Source organism: Streptomyces sp. JJ66, assembly GCF_019303495.1.
GTDB lineage: Bacteria > Actinomycetota > Actinomycetes > Streptomycetales > Streptomycetaceae > Streptomyces.
On the sequence record NZ_JAEVFI010000046.1, the window covers coordinates 1 to 19,429 of the forward strand.

17 protein-coding genes are annotated in these 19,429 nt (G+C 73.3%); 11 read left to right on the forward strand and 6 right to left on the reverse strand.

Going from position 1 to position 19,429, the window contains the following annotated elements:
• Positions 1–526, reverse strand: a 526-nt coding sequence (locus JJV70_RS21650) for a hypothetical protein (RefSeq protein ID WP_219049729.1), incomplete at its 3' end; no start/stop codon positions are given.
• A 312-nt stretch (positions 527–838) separates the two neighbouring features.
• Between JJV70_RS21650 and fmt the strand changes: the two genes are divergently transcribed.
• From fmt to JJV70_RS21705, 11 genes are all read left to right on the forward strand, one after another.
• Entirely contained in the window at positions 839–1,771 is a 933-nt protein-coding gene (gene fmt, locus JJV70_RS21655) for a methionyl-tRNA formyltransferase (RefSeq protein ID WP_219049730.1), read from the forward strand.
• Between the two features lie 198 nt (positions 1,772–1,969).
• Positions 1,970–3,424 (forward strand): RsmB/NOP family class I SAM-dependent RNA methyltransferase, encoded by a 1,455-nt coding sequence (locus tag JJV70_RS21660; protein ID WP_219049731.1) that lies wholly within the window; start codon positions 1,970–1,972, stop codon positions 3,422–3,424.
• Positions 3,425–3,457: 33 nt separating this feature from the next.
• The gene (rpe, locus tag JJV70_RS21665) at positions 3,458–4,132 is read left to right on the forward strand and encodes a ribulose-phosphate 3-epimerase (protein ID WP_219049732.1); all 675 of its coding nucleotides are present in this window, start codon (positions 3,458–3,460) and stop codon (positions 4,130–4,132) included.
• 142 nt (positions 4,133–4,274) lie between these two features.
• The gene (locus JJV70_RS21670; protein ID WP_219049733.1) at positions 4,275–5,309 is read left to right on the forward strand and encodes a sugar-binding transcriptional regulator; all 1,035 of its coding nucleotides are present in this window, start codon (positions 4,275–4,277) and stop codon (positions 5,307–5,309) included.
• Positions 5,310–5,541: 232 nt separating this feature from the next.
• A complete protein-coding gene (locus JJV70_RS21675; RefSeq protein ID WP_219049734.1) occupies positions 5,542–6,060 on the forward strand; it encodes a cation:proton antiporter regulatory subunit in 519 nt (172 codons plus the stop codon).
• A gap of 4 nt (positions 6,061–6,064) precedes the next feature.
• The gene (locus JJV70_RS21680) at positions 6,065–7,291 is read left to right on the forward strand and encodes a cation:proton antiporter (RefSeq protein ID WP_308294952.1); all 1,227 of its coding nucleotides are present in this window, start codon (positions 6,065–6,067) and stop codon (positions 7,289–7,291) included.
• 192 nt (positions 7,292–7,483) lie between these two features.
• Positions 7,484–8,923 carry a GuaB1 family IMP dehydrogenase-related protein gene (locus tag JJV70_RS21685; RefSeq protein ID WP_219049735.1) on the forward strand — a complete coding sequence of 480 codons (1,440 nt, stop codon included), beginning with the start codon at positions 7,484–7,486 and terminating at the stop codon, positions 8,921–8,923.
• Between the two features lie 414 nt (positions 8,924–9,337).
• On the forward strand, positions 9,338–10,813 hold the full coding sequence (locus JJV70_RS21690) for an amino acid permease (RefSeq protein WP_219049736.1): 1,476 nt from the start codon (positions 9,338–9,340) through the stop codon (positions 10,811–10,813).
• Between the two features lie 10 nt (positions 10,814–10,823).
• The gene (locus JJV70_RS21695; RefSeq protein WP_219049737.1) at positions 10,824–11,279 is read left to right on the forward strand and encodes an Lrp/AsnC family transcriptional regulator; all 456 of its coding nucleotides are present in this window, start codon (positions 10,824–10,826) and stop codon (positions 11,277–11,279) included.
• A gap of 341 nt (positions 11,280–11,620) precedes the next feature.
• Entirely contained in the window at positions 11,621–12,445 is an 825-nt protein-coding gene (locus JJV70_RS21700; RefSeq protein WP_219049738.1) for a carbon-nitrogen hydrolase family protein, read from the forward strand.
• Complete coding sequence (locus tag JJV70_RS21705; protein WP_219049739.1) at positions 12,442–14,160, forward strand: NAD(P)/FAD-dependent oxidoreductase; 1,719 nt, start codon at positions 12,442–12,444, stop codon at positions 14,158–14,160. The genes JJV70_RS21700 and JJV70_RS21705 overlap by 4 nt, the downstream gene beginning before the upstream one ends.
• 88 nt (positions 14,161–14,248) lie before the next feature.
• On the opposite strand, the gene JJV70_RS21710 is transcribed toward JJV70_RS21705, so the two are convergent.
• The 5 genes from JJV70_RS21710 to JJV70_RS21730 all read right to left on the reverse strand — a co-directional run bounded on the left by JJV70_RS21710 (position 14,249) and on the right by JJV70_RS21730 (position 19,015).
• Positions 14,249–16,117 carry an ABC transporter ATP-binding protein gene (locus tag JJV70_RS21710; protein ID WP_308294953.1) on the reverse strand — a complete coding sequence of 623 codons (1,869 nt, stop codon included), beginning with the start codon at positions 16,115–16,117 and terminating at the stop codon, positions 14,249–14,251.
• Between the two features lie 4 nt (positions 16,118–16,121).
• Entirely contained in the window at positions 16,122–16,538 is a 417-nt protein-coding gene (locus tag JJV70_RS21715; RefSeq protein WP_219049741.1) for a lasso peptide biosynthesis B2 protein, read from the reverse strand.
• Between the two features lie 57 nt (positions 16,539–16,595).
• Positions 16,596–16,853: a lasso peptide biosynthesis PqqD family chaperone gene (locus tag JJV70_RS21720; RefSeq protein ID WP_219049742.1), complete on the reverse strand. Its 258-nt coding sequence runs from the start codon at positions 16,851–16,853 to the stop codon at positions 16,596–16,598.
• Between the two features lie 5 nt (positions 16,854–16,858).
• Positions 16,859–18,757 carry a lasso peptide isopeptide bond-forming cyclase gene (locus JJV70_RS21725; RefSeq protein WP_219049743.1) on the reverse strand — a complete coding sequence of 633 codons (1,899 nt, stop codon included), beginning with the start codon at positions 18,755–18,757 and terminating at the stop codon, positions 16,859–16,861.
• Between the two features lie 150 nt (positions 18,758–18,907).
• Positions 18,908–19,015, reverse strand: coding sequence for a keywimysin-related RiPP (locus JJV70_RS21730; protein ID WP_257574365.1), 108 nt, complete (start codon positions 19,013–19,015; stop codon positions 18,908–18,910).
• Between the last annotated feature and the right edge of the window lie 414 nt (positions 19,016–19,429).

Consider the following 19,429-nt stretch of genomic DNA (forward strand, 5'->3'; position numbering starts at 1 on the left):
CGCGGGCCGCGGGCGTGCCCTGCGCGGGCACGGCGCGCGCCGCCGGGACCGAGGGAGCGGGCTCGCCCAGCCCCGGCCCGGCGGCCGTGGAGTGGGCGCGAGCGGACATCGGTGCCGCCGCGCGGTCGGCCGGGGCCGTGCTCCCGGCGGGGCTCTCCCCGGCGGGGCGCTCCCCGGAGCGGCGGGCGCCGCCGTACCTGCGGTGTACCGCCTGCTTGGTGACGCCGAGCGCCGAGCCCACCGCGTCCCAGGAGAAGCCCAGCGACCGGTCGAACTCGACGGCGGCCGTCACCAGGTTCTCCACGTTCTCCCGCAGCTCCTGGGCGAGCCGCACGGTGGGCGCCGGGGCCCTGCCGTACACCACGAAGCCCGTGGAGGGGCCGGTGCGGCGCGGGCGGTAGACGTTGCCAAGCTGCGCGGTCAGGGTGCGCAGCGCGTCCACCTGCCGGCGGACCCGCTCGATGTCCCGTACCAGCAGGTGCAGGCTGGCGCGTGCCTGGGCGTCGTGGGTGGCGTGGTCGGCCATGGGCAAGCCTCTCGAACCGGCGTGGAAGGAAACCGTTGAACGGCCCGCCGCTCAACGCCCCCTACGGTCACATCTCCTAGACCAACGCCGTACCCGGTGCCGGGGTCACGCCCCGGGGCGCGCGGGCTGCCCGCTCGCGGCGCGCACCTACCGCGCGGCACGCCCCCCGCCGTGCCGCGCGCCGCCCGCCCGGAACGTCCCCACGCCCCGGCCCCGGCGGGTGCCGTCCCCGCGCGCGTCCGGCACTGACGGCCCGTAGACTGATGCGCCATTCGCCGACGCCCCATGGCCCAAGAGGAAAGTCCGACACCGATGAAGCTCGTCTTCGCCGGCACCCCCGAGGTCGCCGTGCCCGCCCTGGACGCCCTGATCGCCTCCGAGCGGCACGAGGTCGCGGCCGTGGTCACCCGGCCCGATGCCCCGGCCGGGCGCGGCCGGCGGCTGGCCGCCAGCCCGGTGGCCGAGCGGGCCGCGGAGGAGGGCATCGAGATCCTGCGCCCGGCCCACCCGCGCGACGCGGACTTCCAGGCCCGGCTGCGCGACCTCGCCCCGGACTGCTGCCCGGTCGTCGCCTACGGCGCCCTGCTCCCGCCCAGCGCGCTGCGGATCCCGGCGCACGGCTGGGTGAACCTGCACTTCTCCCTGCTGCCCGCCTGGCGGGGCGCGGCGCCCGTGCAGCACGCCGTGCTCGCGGGCGACGAGGTCACCGGCGCCTCCACTTTCCAGATCGAGCAGGGGCTGGACTCCGGCCCGGTCTACGGCGTCGTCACCGAGCAGATCCGCCCGACCGACACCAGCGGCGACCTGCTGACCCGTCTCGCCCTGGCCGGTGCCGGGCTGCTCGCGGCCACCATGGACGGCATCGAGGACGGCACCCTGACCGCCGTACCCCAACCCGCCGAAGGCGTCAGCCTGGCCCCCAAGCTCAGCGTCGCCGACGCCCAGATCGACTGGAGCGCCCCCGCGCTGCGCGTGGACCGCGTGGTGCGCGGCTGTTCCCCGGCCCCCGGCGCATGGACCGTCTTCCGGGGCGAGCGGCTCAAGCTCGTGCAGGCCGTGCCCGCCCCCGAGGTCACCGACCTGGCGCCCGGCGAGGTGCGCGCGGACAAGCACCACGTGCGCGTGGGCACCGGTTCGCACGCCGTGGAGCTGCGCTGGGTGCAGCCGCAGGGCAAGAAGCCCATGCAGGCCGCCGACTGGGCGCGCGGCGCCCGCATCACCTCCGGCGAGCACCTGACCGGCTGACGGGCCCGGCCCCGCCCCGGCCCGTCTCAAGGCCGCCGCACCGGCCCGCCCCCAGGCCCGCACACCGGCCCGCCCGGCCCCTCTCCGCCCGCGTAAGCTGGGCCCTTCCGCCGGCGGGCACCGCCCGTGCGGCGGCACCAGGCGAACCCGGCCCCGGCGCCGGGGGAGCGCGATGCGAACACCGGAGCACCTTTCCCCGTGACCGATCCCTCCCGTCGCCGTGGCGGCCCGCGCCCGCAGCACCGCCGTGGTCCGCGCCCGCGGCACCCCCGTCCCCGCAAGGACCCGGTACGGCTGCTGGCGTTCCAGGCCCTGCGCGCGGTGGACGAGCGTGACGCCTACGCCAACCTCGTCCTGCCGCCGCTGCTCAAACGGGCTCGCCAGGAGGACGGACTGGACGCCCGGGACGCCGCGCTGGCCACCGAACTCGTCTACGGCACCCTGCGCCGCCAGGGCACCTACGACGCGATCATCGCCGCCTGCGTGGACCGCCCGCTGCGCGAGGTGGACCCGCCGGTACTCGACGTGCTCGCGCTCGGTGCCCACCAGCTGCTGGGCACCCGCATCCCGCCGCACGCCGCGGTCAGCGCCACCGTGGAGCTGGCCCGCTACGTGCTCAGCGACGGTCGCGCCCGCTTCGTCAACGCCGTCCTGCGCCGCGTCACCGCGCACGACCGGGACGGCTGGCTGGAGCGCCTCGCCCCGCCGTTCGACGCCGACCCCGTCGAGCACCTGTCCCTGGTGCACGCCCACCCGCGCTGGATCGTCAGCGCCCTGTGGGACGCGCTCGGCGGCCCGGACACCGGCCGCGAGGAGATCGAGGCGCTGCTGGCCGCCGACAACGAGCGCCCCGAAGTCACCCTCGTCGCCCGCCCCGGCCGCGCCACGGTGGCCGAGCTGCTTACTGAGGACGCCGTCGCCGGACGCTGGTCGCCCTACGCCGCGCGGCTGGCCGCAGGCGGCGAACCCGGCGCGCTGGACCCGGTGCGTGAGGGCCGCGCCGGGGTGCAGGACGAGGGCAGCCAGCTCGTCGCCCTCGCGCTGGCCGCCGCCCCGCTGGAGGGTGCCGACGCCCGCTGGCTGGACGGCTGCGCGGGCCCCGGCGGCAAGGCGGCCCTGCTGGGCGCGCTCGCCGCCGGGCGCGGTGCCGCCCTGGTGGCGGCGGAGAAGCAGCCGCACCGGGCCCGCCTGGTCGCCCGGGCCCTGTCCGGCAACCCTGGCCCGTACCAGGTGGTCGCCGCCGACGGGACCCGCCCCGCCTGGCGGCCCGGCAGCTTCGACCGCGTCCTGGTCGATGTCCCCTGCACCGGCCTGGGTGCCCTGCGCCGCCGTCCCGAGGCCCGCTGGCGCCGGCGCCCGGAGGATCTGGACGGCTTCGCCCCGCTCCAGCGCGCCCTGCTGGCGGGCGCGCTGCGGGCCGCCCGGCCCGGCGGCGTCGTCGGCTATGCCACCTGCTCCCCGCACCCGGCCGAGACCCGTGCCGTCGTCGAGGACGTGCTCGCCGGACCCGACGCCGCGGGCGCCACCTGGATCGACGCCCGCCCGCTGCTGCCCGGCGTCCCCCACCTCGGCCAGGGGCCCGACGTGCAGCTGTGGCCGCACCGGCACGGCACCGACGCGATGTATCTGGCGCTGCTGCGCAAGGGCAGCTGATCACCCGGCTGGCCGAGGCGACATACTGGGGCCATGGCTCAGATCAACCCCAGCATCCTGTCCGCTGACTTCGCCCGGCTGGCCGAGGAGGCGCAGGCCGTCGAGGGCGCCGACTGGCTCCACGTCGATGTCATGGACGGCCACTTCGTCCCGAACCTCACCCTCGGCGTCCCGGTGGTCGAGGCGCTGGGGAAGGCCACCGGCACGCCGCTGGACTGCCACCTGATGATCGAGGACCCCGACCGCTGGGCACCGCAGTACGTGGAGGCCGGGGCCGGTTCGGTCACCTTCCACGCGGAGGCCGCCGCCGCGCCGGTGCGCCTGGCCCGCGAGATCCGCGCCAAGGGGGCCCGCGCCTCGATGGCCCTTAAGCCCGCCACGCCCATCGAGCCGTACGAGGACCTGCTGCCGGAGCTGGACATGCTCCTGGTCATGACCGTCGAACCGGGCTTCGGCGGGCAGGCGTTCCTGGACATCATGCTCCCCAAGATCCGCCGCACCCGGCAGCTGATCGCCAAGCACGGCCTGGACCTGTGGCTCCAGGTGGACGGCGGCGTCTCGGCGGCCACCATCGAGCAGTGCGCCGAGGCCGGGGCGGATGTCTTCGTCGCGGGCTCGGCCGTCTACGGCACCGACGACCCGGCCGCCGCCGTACGCGCGCTGCGCCGCCAGGCCGGGGAGGCGGCCGCGCGCGGCTGCGCCCACTGAGCGCCGCCCGCCCGCGCCCGGCGCGCGGCAGCCCGGCCCCAGCCGGTGTGCCGTGCCCGCGCGGGGCGAAGGCGCCGCTCGATCTGCGAGGATGAACGCGCGGCGCGAAGGTGAGTTGAGGCAGACAGTGAGGTGAGTTGCGGTGTCGACGGGTCGGGCAGCTTCGAGGATGGGGCCCGCCGAACTGATGCAGGCCGCGGCCATGGCCCGCCGCTTCTACCTGGAGGGCAAGTCCAAGATCCAGATCGCGGACGAGTTCGGGGTCAGCCGCTTCAAGGTGGCGCGCGTGCTGGAGACAGCTCTCGAACACGACCTGGTGCGCATCGAGATCCGCGTCCCCGCCGAACTGGACGCCGAACGCTCCGACGCGCTGCGGGCCAAGTACGGGCTGCGGCACGCCGTCGTCGCGGAGTCCCCGTCGGCGTCCGCCGACCCAGCCGAGTCCGCCGAGACGCCCGCCGACCCGGAGAACCTGGGGGAGGTCGCGGCCGACCTGCTGGGTGAGCTGGTCACCGAAGGAGACGTGCTGGGCCTGGCCTGGGGCCGCTCCACCATCCACATGGCCACCGCGCTGCGCGGTCTGCCGCCGTGCACCGTCGTCCAGCTCACCGGCGTCTACGACGCGGGCACCGCCGACCGCGGCTCGGTGGAGGCGGTGCGGCGGGCCGCCGAGGTGGCCGGGGGGGAGGCACACCCGATCTACGCCCCCATGCTGCTGCCCGACTCCGCCACCGCCGCCGCCCTGCGGCACCAGACCGGCATCGCCGCCGCGTTCGAATACTTCGACAAGGTGACGGTCGCCGCCGTGTCCATCGGCTCCTGGGAGCCGGGCATCTCCACCGTCCACGACATGCTGGGGACGCGCGAGCGCGCCCACTACGCGTCCCTCGGGGTCGCGGCCGAGATGTCCGCGCACCTCTTCGACGCCGAGGGCCGCCGCATCGGCCGGGACCTGGGTGAGCGGTGCATCACCGTGGAGGCCGGGCGGCTGCGGCGCGTCCCCGAGGTCGTCGCCATCGCGGGCGGCCGCCGCAAGGCCGCCGCCATCGGCGCGGTGCTGCGCTCCGGGCTGGTCACCTCCCTGGTCACCGACACCGCCGCCGCCGAACAGCTGCTGGCCGACCGGCGCCCCGTCCGGCGCCCCGCCCTGGACCGCGCCGACCCCGACGAGTCCTAGGGTGTGTTTCGAAAGTCCCGTCTGGCTGGGAACGCCTGGCACGCGCGCTCGCCGCGTTGTCGGTCGTCAGCGCAGCCCTCCCCCAGCCTTCGGCCGGGAGGTGCCCCAGCGCTTTCCTCCCTCCGCCTTGCGAGCGCACGCACCAGCCGCCCCCAGCCCCGCCCTCCGGGCGAACGACGCTACTTTCGAAACACGCCCTAGCAGCCCCCAGAGGAACCCGCACGGAGAAGCCATGACCATGCGACGTACGCCGCTCCCCGGCGTTGGCGTTCAGTACGACCTCAGCACCCGCGAGGGACGGCGCATCTCCGTGGTCGTCCACCAGGACGGGCGCCGCTTCCTCGGCTTCTACCGCCCCGACGACCCCGACGCCTGCCAGGCCACCGTGCCGCTGGAGCCGGAGGAGGCGACCGCGCTCGCCGAGCTGATCCGAAGCGACGGCGACTCCGCGGCCCACCTGCGCCACGGCGAGCTGGAGCTGGACCTGGTCAGCGAGCGGGTCCTGGTCAGCCAGCAATCCCCCTACCGGGGCCGGACCATCGGCGACTCCCAGGCCCGCCGCCGCACCGGCGCCTCCATCGTCGCCGTGCTCCGCCGCACCGGCGCCGTGCCCTCACCCACTCCCGAGTTCCGCCTGGAAGCCGGGGACGAGTTGCTGGCCGTCGGGACCCGCGAGGGCGTGCGGATGCTGACCGCCCTCATCGGCGGCACCGACGCTGGCACCGACGCCGGAACCGACTCTGAGGACTGAGCACGTGGAGCACACCGCGATCCTGCTCATCGAGCTGGGGGCGATCATTCTCGGCCTGGGCATTCTCGGCCGCTTCGCCGGGCGCATGGGCATGTCCCCGATCCCGCTGTACCTGCTGTGCGGGCTCGCCTTCGGCCACGGCGGGCTGCTGCCGCTGGCCGCCAGCGAGGGGTTCTTCGAGGTCGGCGCCGAGATCGGCGTCATCTTGCTGCTGCTCATGCTGGGGCTGGAGTACAGCGCCTCGGAGCTGGTGACGAACCTGCGCACGCAGTACCCCTCGGGCCTGGTTGACTTCCTGCTCAACGCCACGCCGGGCGCGCTCGCGGGCTGGGCGCTGGGCTGGGAGCCGGTGGGCATCATCGCGCTCGCGGGCGTCACCTGGATCTCGTCCTCCGGCGTCATCGCCAAGGTGCTCACCGACCTGGGCCGGCTGGGCAACCGGGAGACGCCGGTAGTCCTCGGCGTGCTGGTCATGGAAGACCTCGCCATGGCTGGCTACCTGCCGCTGCTCACCGCGCTGCTGACCGGCGCCTCGCTGGCGGGCGCCAGCCTCACGCTGACGATCGCGCTGGGCACCGCCGGACTCGTGCTCTTCCTCGCCCTGCGGCACGGACGGCTGATCAGCCGCGCGGTGTCCTCGGACAACCCCGAGCTGCTGCTGCTGGCCGTCCTCGGGCTCACCCTGCTCGTGGCGGGTGTCGCCCAGCGGCTTCAGGTCTCGGCGGCCGTCGGCGCCTTCCTCGTCGGCATCGCCATCTCCGGCGAGGTCGCGCACAGCGCCCGCGCGCTGCTCACGCCGCTGCGCGACCTGTTCGCGGCCGTGTTCTTCGTCTTCTTCGGCCTGTCCACCGATCCGGCCAACATCCCCCCGGTGCTGCTGCCCGCGCTGCTGCTGGCCGTCGTCTCCGTCGGAACGAAGATCGTCACTGGCTGGTACGCGGCCCGGCGCGCCCGGATCGGGGCCAGAGGGCGGCTGCGGGCGGGCGGGGCGCTGGTGGCGCGCGGTGAGTTCTCCGTCGTCATCGCCGGGCTCGCCGCCGGGGCGCAACCCGGGCTCGCGCCCCTGGCCACGGCGTACGTCCTGCTGCTCGTCATCGCCGGTCCGCTCGCCGCCCGCTGGACGGAACCAGCGGTGCGCCGGGTCTTCCGGCGCCCCGCCGCCCCGCCCCCGGCCACCACGGCGCCCACCCCCGGCCCGGCCGCCGCCCCCCGCTCCGGACGGCGGACCTGACGCCGGTCAGGCCCCTCCCGCGCTTTCAGCGCCGTGACGTGGCTCTCGTAGAAACCGACGGCCCGTCCTCCCTACGTGTGGCGGATCAAACGGGGGCCTGGGGGCCGGTGGCCATGGGAGAATGAAGTACGTGCGTTTTTCCCCGGCCGGCCACCGCCGGGGGTCTCCTCCGATCGACTGGGATGTCTGCACGTGCGATTCCTCAACGACCAGCGGCCGCCGTACGACCTGACGTATGACGACGTCTTCATGGTGCCGAGCCGTTCGGCTGTCGGCTCCCGCCAGGGCGTGGACCTCTCCAGCCACGACGGGAGCGGCACCACCATCCCGCTCGTCGTGGCCAACATGACCGCCATCGCGGGCCGCCGGATGGCCGAGACCGTCGCCCGGCGCGGCGGCCTCGTCGTCATCCCGCAGGACATCCCGCTCGATGTCGTCAGCGACGTCGTCTCCTGGGTCAAGCAGCGCCATCTGGTGCTGGACACCCCGATCGTGCTCGCGCCGCACGCCACCGTCGCCGACGCGCTGTCGCTGCTGCCCAAGCGGGCCCACGGCGCCGGTGTGGTCGTCGAGGACGGGCGTCCGGTCGGCGTGGTCACCGAGTCCGACCTCACCGGCGTCGATCGCTTCACCCAGCTCTACCAGGTGATGTCGAAGGACTTGCTGGTCCTGGACGCGGGCGTCGATCCGCAGGAGGCGTTCACCCGCCTGGACAGCGCCCACCGCAGGCTCGCCCCGGCCGTGGACGCCGACGGCCGCCTGGTCGGCATCCTCAACCGCAAGGGCGCCCTGCGGGCCACGCTGTACACCCCGGCCACCGACGCTGATGGCCGCCTGCGCGTCGCCGCCGCCGTCGGCATCAACGGCGACGTCGCGGGCCGGGCGAAGGCCCTGCTGGAGGCAGGCGCGGACACCCTCGTCGTGGACACCGCCCACGGCCACCAGGAGGGCATGCTCCAGGCGCTGAAGGCGGTGCGCGCGCTCGACCCGCGGGTACCGGTCGTCGCGGGCAACGTGGTGGCCGCCGAGGGTGTGCGCGACCTGATCGAGGCGGGCGCCGACATCGTCAAGGTGGGCGTCGGCCCGGGCGCCATGTGCACCACCCGCATGATGACCGGCGTCGGACGGCCGCAGTTCTCGGCGGTGCTGGAGTGCGCCGCCGAGGCGAGGAAGCACGGCAAGCACGTGTGGGCCGACGGCGGCGTGCGGCACCCGCGCGACGTGGCGATGGCGCTGGCGGCCGGTGCCTCCAATGTCATGGTCGGCTCCTGGTTCGCCGGTACCCACGAGTCGCCCGGCGACCTCCAGCAGGCCGCTGACGGGCGCCTGTACAAGGAGTCCTTCGGCATGGCCTCCGCCCGCGCCGTGCGCAACCGCACGGCCGAGGAGTCCGCCTACGACCGCGCCCGCAAGGGCCTGTTCGAGGAGGGCATCTCGCACTCGCGGATGTTCCTCGACCCGGCCCGGCCCGGCGTGGAGGACCTGATCGACTCGATCATCGCGGGCGTGCGCTCCTCGTGCACCTACGCCGGTGCCGACTCCCTGGCGCAGTTCGCCGAGCGCGCGATCGTCGGCGTGCAGAGCGCCGCGGGCTATGCGGAGGGCAAGCCGCTGCACGCCAGCTGGAGCTGACGCCCGCGTCAGTGACGGGAGACCCGCGAGGGGAGATCCGGCGCAGAAGATCTGGAGCAGAAGAGGGGCACGGCCGGTGGCCGTGTCCCTCTCGGCGTTTGGGCGGTCAGCGGCCCGGGCGCGGGCCGGATGCGATTTGCCTCCGGGGCGCGTTACCACAAGAATCCTGTCAGGGGAAGTAAACGAACATGCGAACCCGGGTCCATTTGCGCAACAAATCTCCGGGTGTGCGCAAGGGTGACCCGTTACGTCCCTACCTGTGGTGCTCGTAGAGTCATGCGCTGTACGAGGAGTGGCGGAGACCGCCTGCTCGGTCTTCAGCCGCTGTGTCGTGATCATGCCGATCCGGTGCGGCCCTGAGCCGTGCCGGGCTGCCGCCACAGACCCGCAGCAACATCGGCAAGGAGCCGCCCCGTGCTGGACCCCACCACAGCGCCCCCCGCACCGTCCGCGCCCCCGGGGGGCCGGTTCCTGCGGCGCAAGCCCGTGGAGCGATTGGTGGCCGAGTCCGGCCACGGCAGCGAGGGCGGCAGCCTGCGCCGCACCCTGTCGATGTGGCAGCTGACCATGATCAGTATCGGTGCCACGCTGGGTACCGGCATCTTCGTCGTGCTCGGCGAGGCCGTTCCGCTGGCCGGGCCCGCCGTCACGATCTCCTTCGTGATCGCCGGTCTGACCGCGCTGTTCTCCGCGCTGTCCTACGCCGAGCTGGCCGGCACCATTCCCGCCTCGGGCTCCTCCTACTCCTACACCTACGCCACCATGGGTGAACTGGTCGCCTGGGTGTGTGGCCTGTGCCTGATCCTGGAGTACGGCGTTTCCGTCGCCGCCGTCGCCGTCGGCTGGGGCCAGTACCTCAACGAGTTCCTCGACGGCACCATCGGCGTCACCATCCCCGCCGCGCTGTCCAACCCGCCCGGTGACGGCGGCTACTTCAACCTGCCCGCGCTGCTCGTCGTCGTCCTGGCGATGGTCTTCCTGCTGGGCGGCGCCAAGGAGAGCGCCCGGGCCAACGCGATCATGGTGTTCGTGAAGATCGCCGCGCTGCTGATGTTCTGCGCCGTGGGCTTCACCGGCGTCAGCTCCGGCAACTACGAGGACTTCATGCCGCTGGGCATCGCGGGCGTCAGCGCCGCGGGCGCCTCGCTGTTCTTCTCCTACATCGGCTTCGACGCCGCCTCCACCGCCGGTGAGGAAGCCAAGAACCCGCAGCGGGACCTGCCGCGCGCGATCATGCTCTCGCTGCTGATCGTCACCGTCCTGTACGTGCTCGTCGCCGCCGTCGCCGTCGGTGCCGTGCCCTGGCAGAGCTTCGAGGGCTCCGAGGCCGCGCTCGCCGGGGTGCTGAGCGACGTCACCGGCCAGACGTTCTGGGCCACCCTGCTGGCCGCCGGTGCCGTCATCGCCATCGCCAGCGTCGTGCTGGCCGTCATGTACGGCCAGACCCGCATCCTGTTCGCCATGTCCCGCGACGGCCTGGTGCCCCGCGTCTTCTCCAAGGTGCACCCCCGCACCGGCTCGCCGCGCATGAACACGCTGCTCGTGGCCGCGTTCTGCGGCATCCTGGCCGCCGCGATCCCGCTGGGTGAGCTGGCCAACGCCACCAGCATCGGCACGCTGTTCGCCTTCGCGCTGGTCAACATCTCGGTGATCGTCCTGCGCCGCACCCGCCCCGACATGCCGCGCAGCTTCCGCGTGCCGCTCTCGCCGGTCCTGCCGCTGCTGGGCCTGGGCTTTTGCATCTACAACATGGTGAACCTGCCCGCCATCACCTGGCTGGTGTTCGGACTCTGGATGGCCGCCGGGCTCGTGTTCTACTTCGGGTACGGCCAGCGCCGCTCCCGGCTGGCCGTCGAGGCCCACGAACCTCCCGCGACCGCAGAGAAGTGATCCACCCGCCGTGCGACTGAACCAGCTCGACGAACGCATCGTCCACGCCCTCGCTGAGGACGCCCGCCGCTCCTACGCCGACATCGGCGCCGAGGTGGGGCTCTCCGCCCCCGCCGTCAAGCGCCGCGTGGACCGGCTGCGCGCCGACGGCGCCATCACCGGCTTCACCGTCCGGGTGGACCCGGCGGCCCTCGGCTGGGAGACGGAGGGGTTCATCGAGATGTACTGCCGCCACAACACCTCTCCCGAGGACATCCGGCGGGGTCTGTCGCGCTACCCGGAGGTGGCGTCCGCGTCTACCGTCACCGGCGACGCGGACGCCATCGTCCAGATCTACGCGGCCGACATGCGGCACTTCGAGCGCGTGCTGGAGCGGATCGCGGGCGAGCCGTTCGTGGAACGCACGAAGTCGGTCCTCGTCCTCTCCCCGCTCCTGCGCCGCTACACCGCCAGCTCCCCGGCGTAGGCCCTGGTACCGGACCGAGCCTCCGGCCGGGGGACCCCGCCTTCCCGGAACCGGGCGGATGCGCCCCCGGGCGTTTCAACTTCCCGCCGTGCGGTGGTCCGGCACCTCCGGCTCCGGGCCGCAGCACCCCGGACGGGCTGGCTTCCCCAGCCCGTCCGGGGCACCTCCCAGCGGGCAGCAAAGGGAGAGGCTGGGCCTGTGCAACGAATCGCCGCAGCCGGGACAACACACGCAACGAATACCTCATGGGTACGCAAAAAACGCCGCTTGTCCGCCACGTGGCGCGAAACGTACGGTCGGACTATCCCACTCACACCGGTTGACGGAAGCCGCGAGGTCCCATGACGCCCCTGCGCATCGCGCTGTACCAAGGCCCCGGCGGCGTGCCCACGCCGCCGCAGGCCCTCGACGCGTTCGCGCACGCCGCCCGCCGGGCCGCCGACGCCGGAGCGCGGCTGCTGGTCACCCCCGAGCTGTCCCTGACCGGGTACGCGCTGGACCCGGCCGTGCTCGCCGAGCGCGCGGAGGCGGCCGACGGCCCCGCCGCCCACGCCGTCGGCAAGATCGCCGCCGAGTACGGCGTCGCCGTCCACTACGGCTACCCCGAGCGCTCAGAAGACGGCGCCGTCCACAACTCCGCGCAGCTCATCGGTCCCGACGGCACACCGCTGGCCAACTACCGCAAGACCCACCTGTACGGCGACTTCGAGCGCGCCCGTTTCCGCCCCGGTGACCAGCCGGTCGTCCAGGCCGACCTCGACGGCGTCCGCGTCGGCTTGCTGGTGTGCTACGACATCGAGTTCCCCGAGCCGGTACGGGCCCACGCGCTGGCGGGCACCGAGCTGCTGCTGGCGCCGACGGCGCTGATGCGGCCGTACGAGATCGTGCCCCGGCAGGTCGTGCCCGTGCGGGCGTGGGAGAACCAGCTGTACCTCGCCTACGTCAACCGCCACGGCCGCGAAGGCGACTTCGACTTCGCCGGGATGAGCTGCCTGGTCGCCCCCGACGGCACCGTGCGCGCCCGCGCGGGCAGCGGCGAGGACCTGGTCCTCGCCGACGTCGAGCACGCCGCGCTGGCCGCCTGCCGGGCCGAGAACACCTACCTCACCGACCGCCGTCCCGAGCTGTACCCGTCCCTGTCCCACCGAGGAGAACCGCGCCGATGACCTCCACCGTGCCCGCCGCCGTCCACGACGAGCAGCACGCCGAGGCCCAGTCCGCCCCGCCCATCACGATGTTCGGTCCGGACTTTCCCTTCGCCTACGACGACTTCCTCGCCCACCCGGCGGGCCTTGGCCAGGTGCCGGCCACCGAGCACGGCACCGAGGTCGCCGTCATCGGCGGTGGCCTGTCCGGCATCGTCACGGCCTACGAGCTGATGAAGATGGGCCTGAGGCCCGTCGTCTACGAGGCCGACCAGATCGGTGGCCGCCTGCGCACCGACGTGTTCGAGGGCTCCGACGACGGCACCGGCGAGCCGCTGACGGCCGAGATGGGCGCGATGCGCTTCCCGCCGTCCTCCACCGCCTTCCAGCACTACATCGACCTCGTCGGCCTGGACGTCAAGCCGTTCCCGAACCCGCTGGCGGCCGACACCCCGTCCACCGTGGTGGACCTCAAGGGCGAGAGTCACTACGCGCGCACCCTGGACGACCTGCCCGAGGTCTACCACCAGGTGATGAACGCCTGGAACGCCTGTCTGGAGGAGGGTGCCGACTTCTCCGACATGCAGCGCGCCATCCGGGAGCGCGACGTGCCGCGCATCCGGGAGATCTGGGCCCGGCTGGTGGAGAAGCTGGACAACCAGACCTTCTACGGCTTCCTGTGCGACTCCGAGGCGTTCGCCTCCTTCCGGCACCGGGAGATCTTCGGCCAGGTCGGCTTCGGCACCGGCGGCTGGGACACCGACTTCCCCAACTCCATCCTGGAGATCCTGCGCGTCGTCTACACCGGCGCCGACGACGACCACCGAGGCATCATCGGCGGCAGCCAGCAGCTGCCGCTGCGGCTGTGGGAGCGCGAGCCGGACAAGCTGGTGCACTGGCCGAAGGGCACCTCGCTAGCGTCCCTGCACGGCGGCGAGCCGCGCCCGGCCGTCACCCGCATGCACCGCACCGCGGGCAACCGCATCACCGTCACCGACGCCCGGGGCGACATCCGCACCTACCAGGCGGCCGTCTTCACCGCGCAGTCGTGGATGATGCTCTCCAAGATCGACTGCGACGACTCGCTGCTGCCCATCGACCACTGGACGGCCGTCGAGCGCACGCACTACATGGAGTCCTCCAAGCTGTTCGTCCCCGTGGACCGGCCGTTCTGGCTGGACACCGACGAGGAGACCGGCCGGGACGTGATGAGCATGACGCTCACCGACCGCATGACCCGCGGCACCTACCTGCTGGACAACGGCCCGGACCAGCCCGCCGTCATCTGCCTGTCCTACACCTGGTGTGACGACAGCCTCAAGTGGCTCCCGCTGGACGCGAACGAGCGCATGGAGGTCATGCTCAAGTCGCTGCGCGAGATCTACCCGAAGGTGGACATCCGCCAGCACATCACCGGCAACCCGGTGACCGTCTCCTGGGAGAACGAGCCCTACTTCATGGGCGCGTTCAAGGCGAACCTGCCCGGCCACTACCGCTACCAGCGCCGCCTGTTCACCCACTTCATGCAGGACCGCCTGCCCCAGGACAAGCGCGGCCTGTTCCTCGCCGGGGACGATATCTCCTGGACGGCCGGCTGGGCCGAAGGCGCGGTGCAGACGGCGCTCAACGCGGTCTGGGGCGTGATGCACCAGCTCGGCGGCGCCACCGACCCGGCCAACCCCGGCCCCGGTGACGTCTACGACGAGATCGCCCCGGTGGAACTGCCGGAGGACTGACCCGCCACACCCGAAGCGGGGCGGGACCAGCACGGGCCCGCCCCGCTCAGCCGTGCTCCGGCCTCTCCCGGGCGTCGTGGACGCGGGGTCAGGGTTCTTCGGGGTGGAGGAGCTGGCCGCGGGCTAGCTCCGCGTAGAGGCTGTCGCGGGCCATCAGCTGGGCGTGGGTCCCTGTCGCCCGGACGCGGCCGTCTTCCATAACGATGATCTGGTCGGCTCTGACCACCGTGGACAGCCGGTGGGCGATGACCAGCACGGTGGTACTGCGGGAAGCAGCGTGCACCGCGTCCCGCAGCGCCGCCTCGTTGACCGCGTCCAGCTGCGAGGTGGCCTCGTCCAGCAGCAACAGCCGGGGACGGCGCAACAGGGCCCGGGCGACGGCTACGCGCTGGCGTTCCCCTCCGGACAGGGTGCCACCACGGTGTCCCACCGAGGTGTCCAGTCCCTGGGGCAGCCGCGCGGCCAGCACGTCCAGCCGGGTCAGCCGCAGCACCCGCGCCAGTTCGGCTTCGCTGGCTTCGACCGGTCCCAGGAGCAGGTTGTCGCGCAGCGTCCCGGCGAGGACCGGCGCGTCCTGCTCCACGTACCCCAGGGCCGTGCGCAGCCGGTGCAAGGGCCACTCGCGCGCGTCCTGACGGTCCAGCAGGACCCGCCCGGTGTCCGGGTCGTGGAAGCGTGCGATCAGGGAGAAGACGGTGGTCTTCCCCGCTCCCGAGGGCCCCACGAAGGCGGTCAGGCCACGGGCGGGAACGGTGAAGGAGACGCCCCGGTGGGCCGGTGGCAGCCCGGGCCGGTAGGCGAAGCGCACCCGGTCGAACCGTACGGTGAGCGGCGACCCGTCCGGCGGCGTGGCGGTGGCCGGCGGCTGCCCGGCGGTCGCGATGGCTGGCGCGCCTGGCGGTCCGCCGTGCTCCACCTCCAACTGCGTCACCTGCTCGATGCGGAGCGCGGCAGCCGCCCCTACCTGGAAGTGCCCCACGCCCTCCACCAGCTGGCTCAGCCGGGGTGCGAGCGCGAAAACATACAGCAAGAAGGCCACGAGCGTGGAGACGCTGATGGCTCCTGAGGCGACCCGGGCGCCGCCCACCCCCAGCACGACGAGGAAACAGACCTGCATGACCACCGCGGAGGAGGTGACCGAAACCGCCTGCCACGCCGCGGCCTTCACCCCCGCGCGGCACGCCCGGTCAGCCGCGGCGTCCAGCCTGGTGGCTTCGTGGTGCTCCGCGGTGGCGGCCTTGACGGTGCGGAACGCCCCCAGCACGCGTTCCAGCGCGGCCCCCAGTTCGCCCACCGCTTCCTGGGTGCGGCGGGTGGCGCTGCCGATGCGCGGCGCGGTCACCGCGATCAGCACGCTCACCAGGGCGATCACGGCGAGGGTGACGCAGAACAGCACGGCGTCCAGGACACACATCAGCACCAGGGTCGCCGAGGTGACCAGCGTGCCGGTGACCGCCGCGGCCAGGGCCTCGGGCGCGGCTTGCCGCAGCACGGTGGTGTCGGAGGTGACCCGCGAGATCAGATCTCCGGGGTCGGCCTTCTCGGCCGCCCCCACCCGCATCCCCAGCAGCCGGGCCGAAAGCCGGTGCCGCACCTCGCGCACCAGCGACTCGGCGGTCCGCTGGAGCACGTAGTGCCCCAGCCCCGCCAGCAGCGCACCGGCCACGACCAGGGCACTGAGCAGCAGCACGGCCCCGGTGACGGCTTCACCCCGGCCCATGCCGTCCACCACCCGCTTGGCCGCGAGGGGCTGGGCCAGACCCATGACGCTGCCCACGAGCCCGAGGAGGACGCCCGCGCTGAGCCAGCCCCACCGCTCACGCAGGGAGGCCAGCAGCGCCCGGCGCCCGCTGGCTTGCCCACCCTGCCCGCTGGACGGCGCCGGGGTCGGGCGGGGCTCCTCCGGCGGGCCGCCTGGCGCCGCCGGCGGGGGACCGGGGAGGGTGGTGGCGCTCACCGCCTCACTCCACCGTGAGCAGGCGCTGGAAGTAGTCCGCCGAAGCGCCCTCGCCGACGAGAACGCCCTCCGCTTCCACCCAGGCATGGGCGGCGAAGGGCGGACGGGTGCGGACCCCCACGCACCAGGTGACCCACTGCCCCCGCGTCCGGCACAGCAGGACGGTGGCCAGGGAGCGGGCCAGACAGCCCTTCTGGCCTCCGGCCGCCAGGCTGACGGCGAGGATGGTCTCGCGGGCGGCGTTCGCCTCCTGGAACGTGGCGGGCCGGACCCGGCCGCGCAGTCGGCGCAGTACCGCGCTGATGCGGGCCGGAGGCTGGGTGGCGAGCAGGTGCGCGCCCACCACCACCACCCGTGCGGCCCACCGGGTAGCCGGCGGGACCAAGTGCGGTGCGTACGGCACCGCTTCCGGCGTTGACATCTCGTCCTGCCTTTCACGTATCGGGTTCTGGTGGCGGTAGGGGCGGACGGACTGGCCTCAGGGCCTCAGCAGTCCGGCGGTGCGCAGTTCGGCGAGCAGATCCCGGGCGTCCCGCTCCGCCTCGGTGCGGTCGAGGCCGTCGTACCGGGCGGTCAGGTCGTCCACCGCCTCGGGCAGGCCGCGCCCGTCCAGCAGGGCGCGCAGGATCACCACCCCGGTCGGGTTGAGCGTCCAGTACTCGGCGGAGGTCTGGTCCAGCAGAGCCATGCCGTATTCCGTTTCGGCGAGCAGGACTCCGGATTTGAGCGTGGCCACGTCGGTCACCTTTCGGTCGGGGTGGCGGCCGGCCGGGAGTGGCCGGCGGTCTGTTCCGGCTGCCGGACGGCCTCAGGCGGCTGGCTGGCGAGCCGCTCGCGGGTGCGCAGCCACACCTCGCACGCGAGGGTGGGATGCAGCTGGTAGCTCTCGGACTCGGCGGACAGGGCGCGCAGGCACCACCTGCGCAGCTCGCCCTCATCCACCAGCCCGAGCCGGGCGAGACGGGAGTCCTCGCACAGGGCGAGCAGGCCCGCGCGGTGCGCGCGCAGTCCCGCCTCCTCCTCATAGGTGGCGTTGGCCTTGGTGCCACGGGTCCGGGAGCTTTCGGGCACGACCCCGCGCATGGCCTCCACGATGAGCGGTTTGTACCGCCACGGGGTGATGCGCTCGTGCGGGCGTACGGCCAGGGCGGCCTCGATGACCCGGACGTCGTAGTAGGGCGCGGAGAAGGTGAGGCCCAGGGGAGCGGCCATCTGGCCGATGTGCCGGGCCCACTGGGAGATGCCCTCCATCGCGGCCAGCTCGCGGTGCGTCCCGTGGCCCGGGGCCAGCGGCTGGGCCGTGGGGAGCTCGGCCCGCAGCAGTTCCCGCGCGGCTGCGCGCGCATCACCGGTCGCCCACGGCGGCATCCGCGGCGGAGCGGCCCAGTCCAGCAGTGGTTCGTCGGCCGCCGGGGCGGGAGCGGTGAGATCGTCCGCTACGCGCGCGAGCCAGGCCCGGTAGGGACGCCGGTCCCCCAGCTGCCGGAGCACGGCGGAGTAAGGCCACCGGTACTTCGCGGTGTAACCGCGCAGGGCGCGCAGCCCGGTGCGCGGGTGGGTGCGCAGCAGCGAGTGCAGGTGGGCGGGGGTTCCGGCCAACAGCTCGTCGCCGCCCAGGCCGCACAGGTGCAGCCCCGAGCCCCGGGCCGCCGCGCGCTCGATGATGCCCATCCGGCGGTTGCGGTCCACCGTGATGATGCTGGGGGTGTCCAGCACGTCCTGGAGGGAGTCCACTCCCTCGAAGGTCATGGCCACATCGGCGGCGGGCACGATGTGGTGCTCCACTCCGGGCAGTTCCTGGACGGTGCGCTCGGCCCAGTAGACGTCGTCCCCGGCCTGGTCGTGCAGCGCGGCGGTGTAGGCGGCCACCGTGGCCGGTCCGCGGGCCGCGGTGCAGCACACCGCGGTGGAGTCCAGGCCACCCAGGTCGGTGGTGACCAGGGAACGCCCGTGCGTGCGGACCTCGACCGCTGCCCGCAGTTCCGTACGCAGCCCCTCCGCCCCCTCGGACAGGGGTACCTCAGAGCTGGGGACGTGCCACCAGCGGGAAACCGCTGTGCGGCTCCCGGGCTCCAGCGTCAGCCGGTGTCCGCTCGGCAGGGCGTGGACACCGTGCCACAGCGGGGCGCCCGTCAGCGGATGCGGTGCTCCGGAGGTCAGCAGTTCCACGGCGACCCGTCGTTCGTCCAGCCCGGCCCCGGTCAGTTCCGCGATCACATCCGCGCGGTCGGCGGCGAGGACGCAGCGGCCCGGGCCGGGCACCGTCCCGTAGAAGACCCGGCGCAGCCCCACGGCGCTGCCCTGCACCCGGACCCGGCCCGCTTCGCTGACCAGCAGGTGGAAACTTCCCGGCCACATCCGCCCTGCCTCCCCCCACGCGGCGGGGCCGCCCGCCGCTGCCCGGGCCGCCTGCTCGGGAGTGACCCGGTGTTCCCCGATGACGGCTACCCGGGTATCGCCGTGGCTGCCCACGGCGATACCCTCCGGCGCCCGGCTGCCCACCACCCAGGGGCGTCCGGAAGCATGCGAGAGGTTGAGCGGGGTGGAACCCAGACCGGCGGCAAGATGGGCGCCTTCCTCGGTGTCGGGCAGCACGGCGAACCAGGCGGAAAGAGCTGGGAAGGATGTCGATCGGGACACGAGGTATTTCGCCTTCTCTGCCTGTGGCGGGGGTTGAGAGGACAGCACCGGGTGGCGGCCGGAAAAGCCGCCACCCGGTAGAAGACCGGTCGTGAACCGGAATTCACGACTGGTCAGGTCCGCGACCCTTGGCGGGTGCGGACGCCCAGGTCAGAGAAGCTGCTTCCCGCCGAGGACGTCCTTCGGCCCGCGGTCCTTCAGGCCGGTGACCTTACGGAAACCGCCAGCCTTGGCAAGAGTGGGTCGCTCGTACGTCATGGAGCTCTCCTTTTCTCGGGAGAGGGCAGCACATCACTGCCCAGGGAATGCGCTAATCCGGTGGCGGTGAAGCTTTCCGCCGGTGCGCGCCGCTTACCGTAGGGAATGATTCCGTCACGTCGCAAGGGCGCCTGCCGTGAATTTTTTCCGGTCTTGACCGGTACGCCGCGACGCGGCTATGTCAGATGAAAAACGCAGGTGGTGCGGGCTGCGAAGGGTGAAGGAGAGACGGGTCAACCTGGCCCAGGACGTCGCGTATCACTGTCAAGGGCAGCGACTGGCCATCTATTCTGGCCGTAAACAAACCCTCGTGCCTGATGCACTTATCGTGAACCGGGCTGTCCGAGGCGTGACTGCTCAGGTGGTTGATTACGTGTGAGCGGGTGGCAGCCAGGGGTTTCCGTTGAAGAGGTC

Bases quoted from the DNA above. Each gene is read 5' to 3' on its own strand.
- fmt (WP_219049730.1), top strand. From the start codon at position 839: ATGAAGCTCGTCTTCGCCGGCACCCCCGAGGTCGCCGTGCCCGCCCTG.
- rpe (WP_219049732.1), top strand. From the start codon at position 3,458: ATGGCTCAGATCAACCCCAGCATCCTGTCCGCTGACTTCGCCCGGCTG.
- JJV70_RS21675 (WP_219049734.1), top strand. From the start codon at position 5,542: ATGACCATGCGACGTACGCCGCTCCCCGGCGTTGGCGTTCAGTACGAC.
- JJV70_RS21700 (WP_219049738.1), top strand. From the start codon at position 11,621: ATGACGCCCCTGCGCATCGCGCTGTACCAAGGCCCCGGCGGCGTGCCC.
- JJV70_RS21705 (WP_219049739.1), top strand. From the start codon at position 12,442: ATGACCTCCACCGTGCCCGCCGCCGTCCACGACGAGCAGCACGCCGAG.
- JJV70_RS21715 (WP_219049741.1), bottom strand. From the start codon at position 16,538: ATGTCAACGCCGGAAGCGGTGCCGTACGCACCGCACTTGGTCCCGCCG.
- JJV70_RS21730 (WP_257574365.1), bottom strand. From the start codon at position 19,015: ATGACGTACGAGCGACCCACTCTTGCCAAGGCTGGCGGTTTCCGTAAG.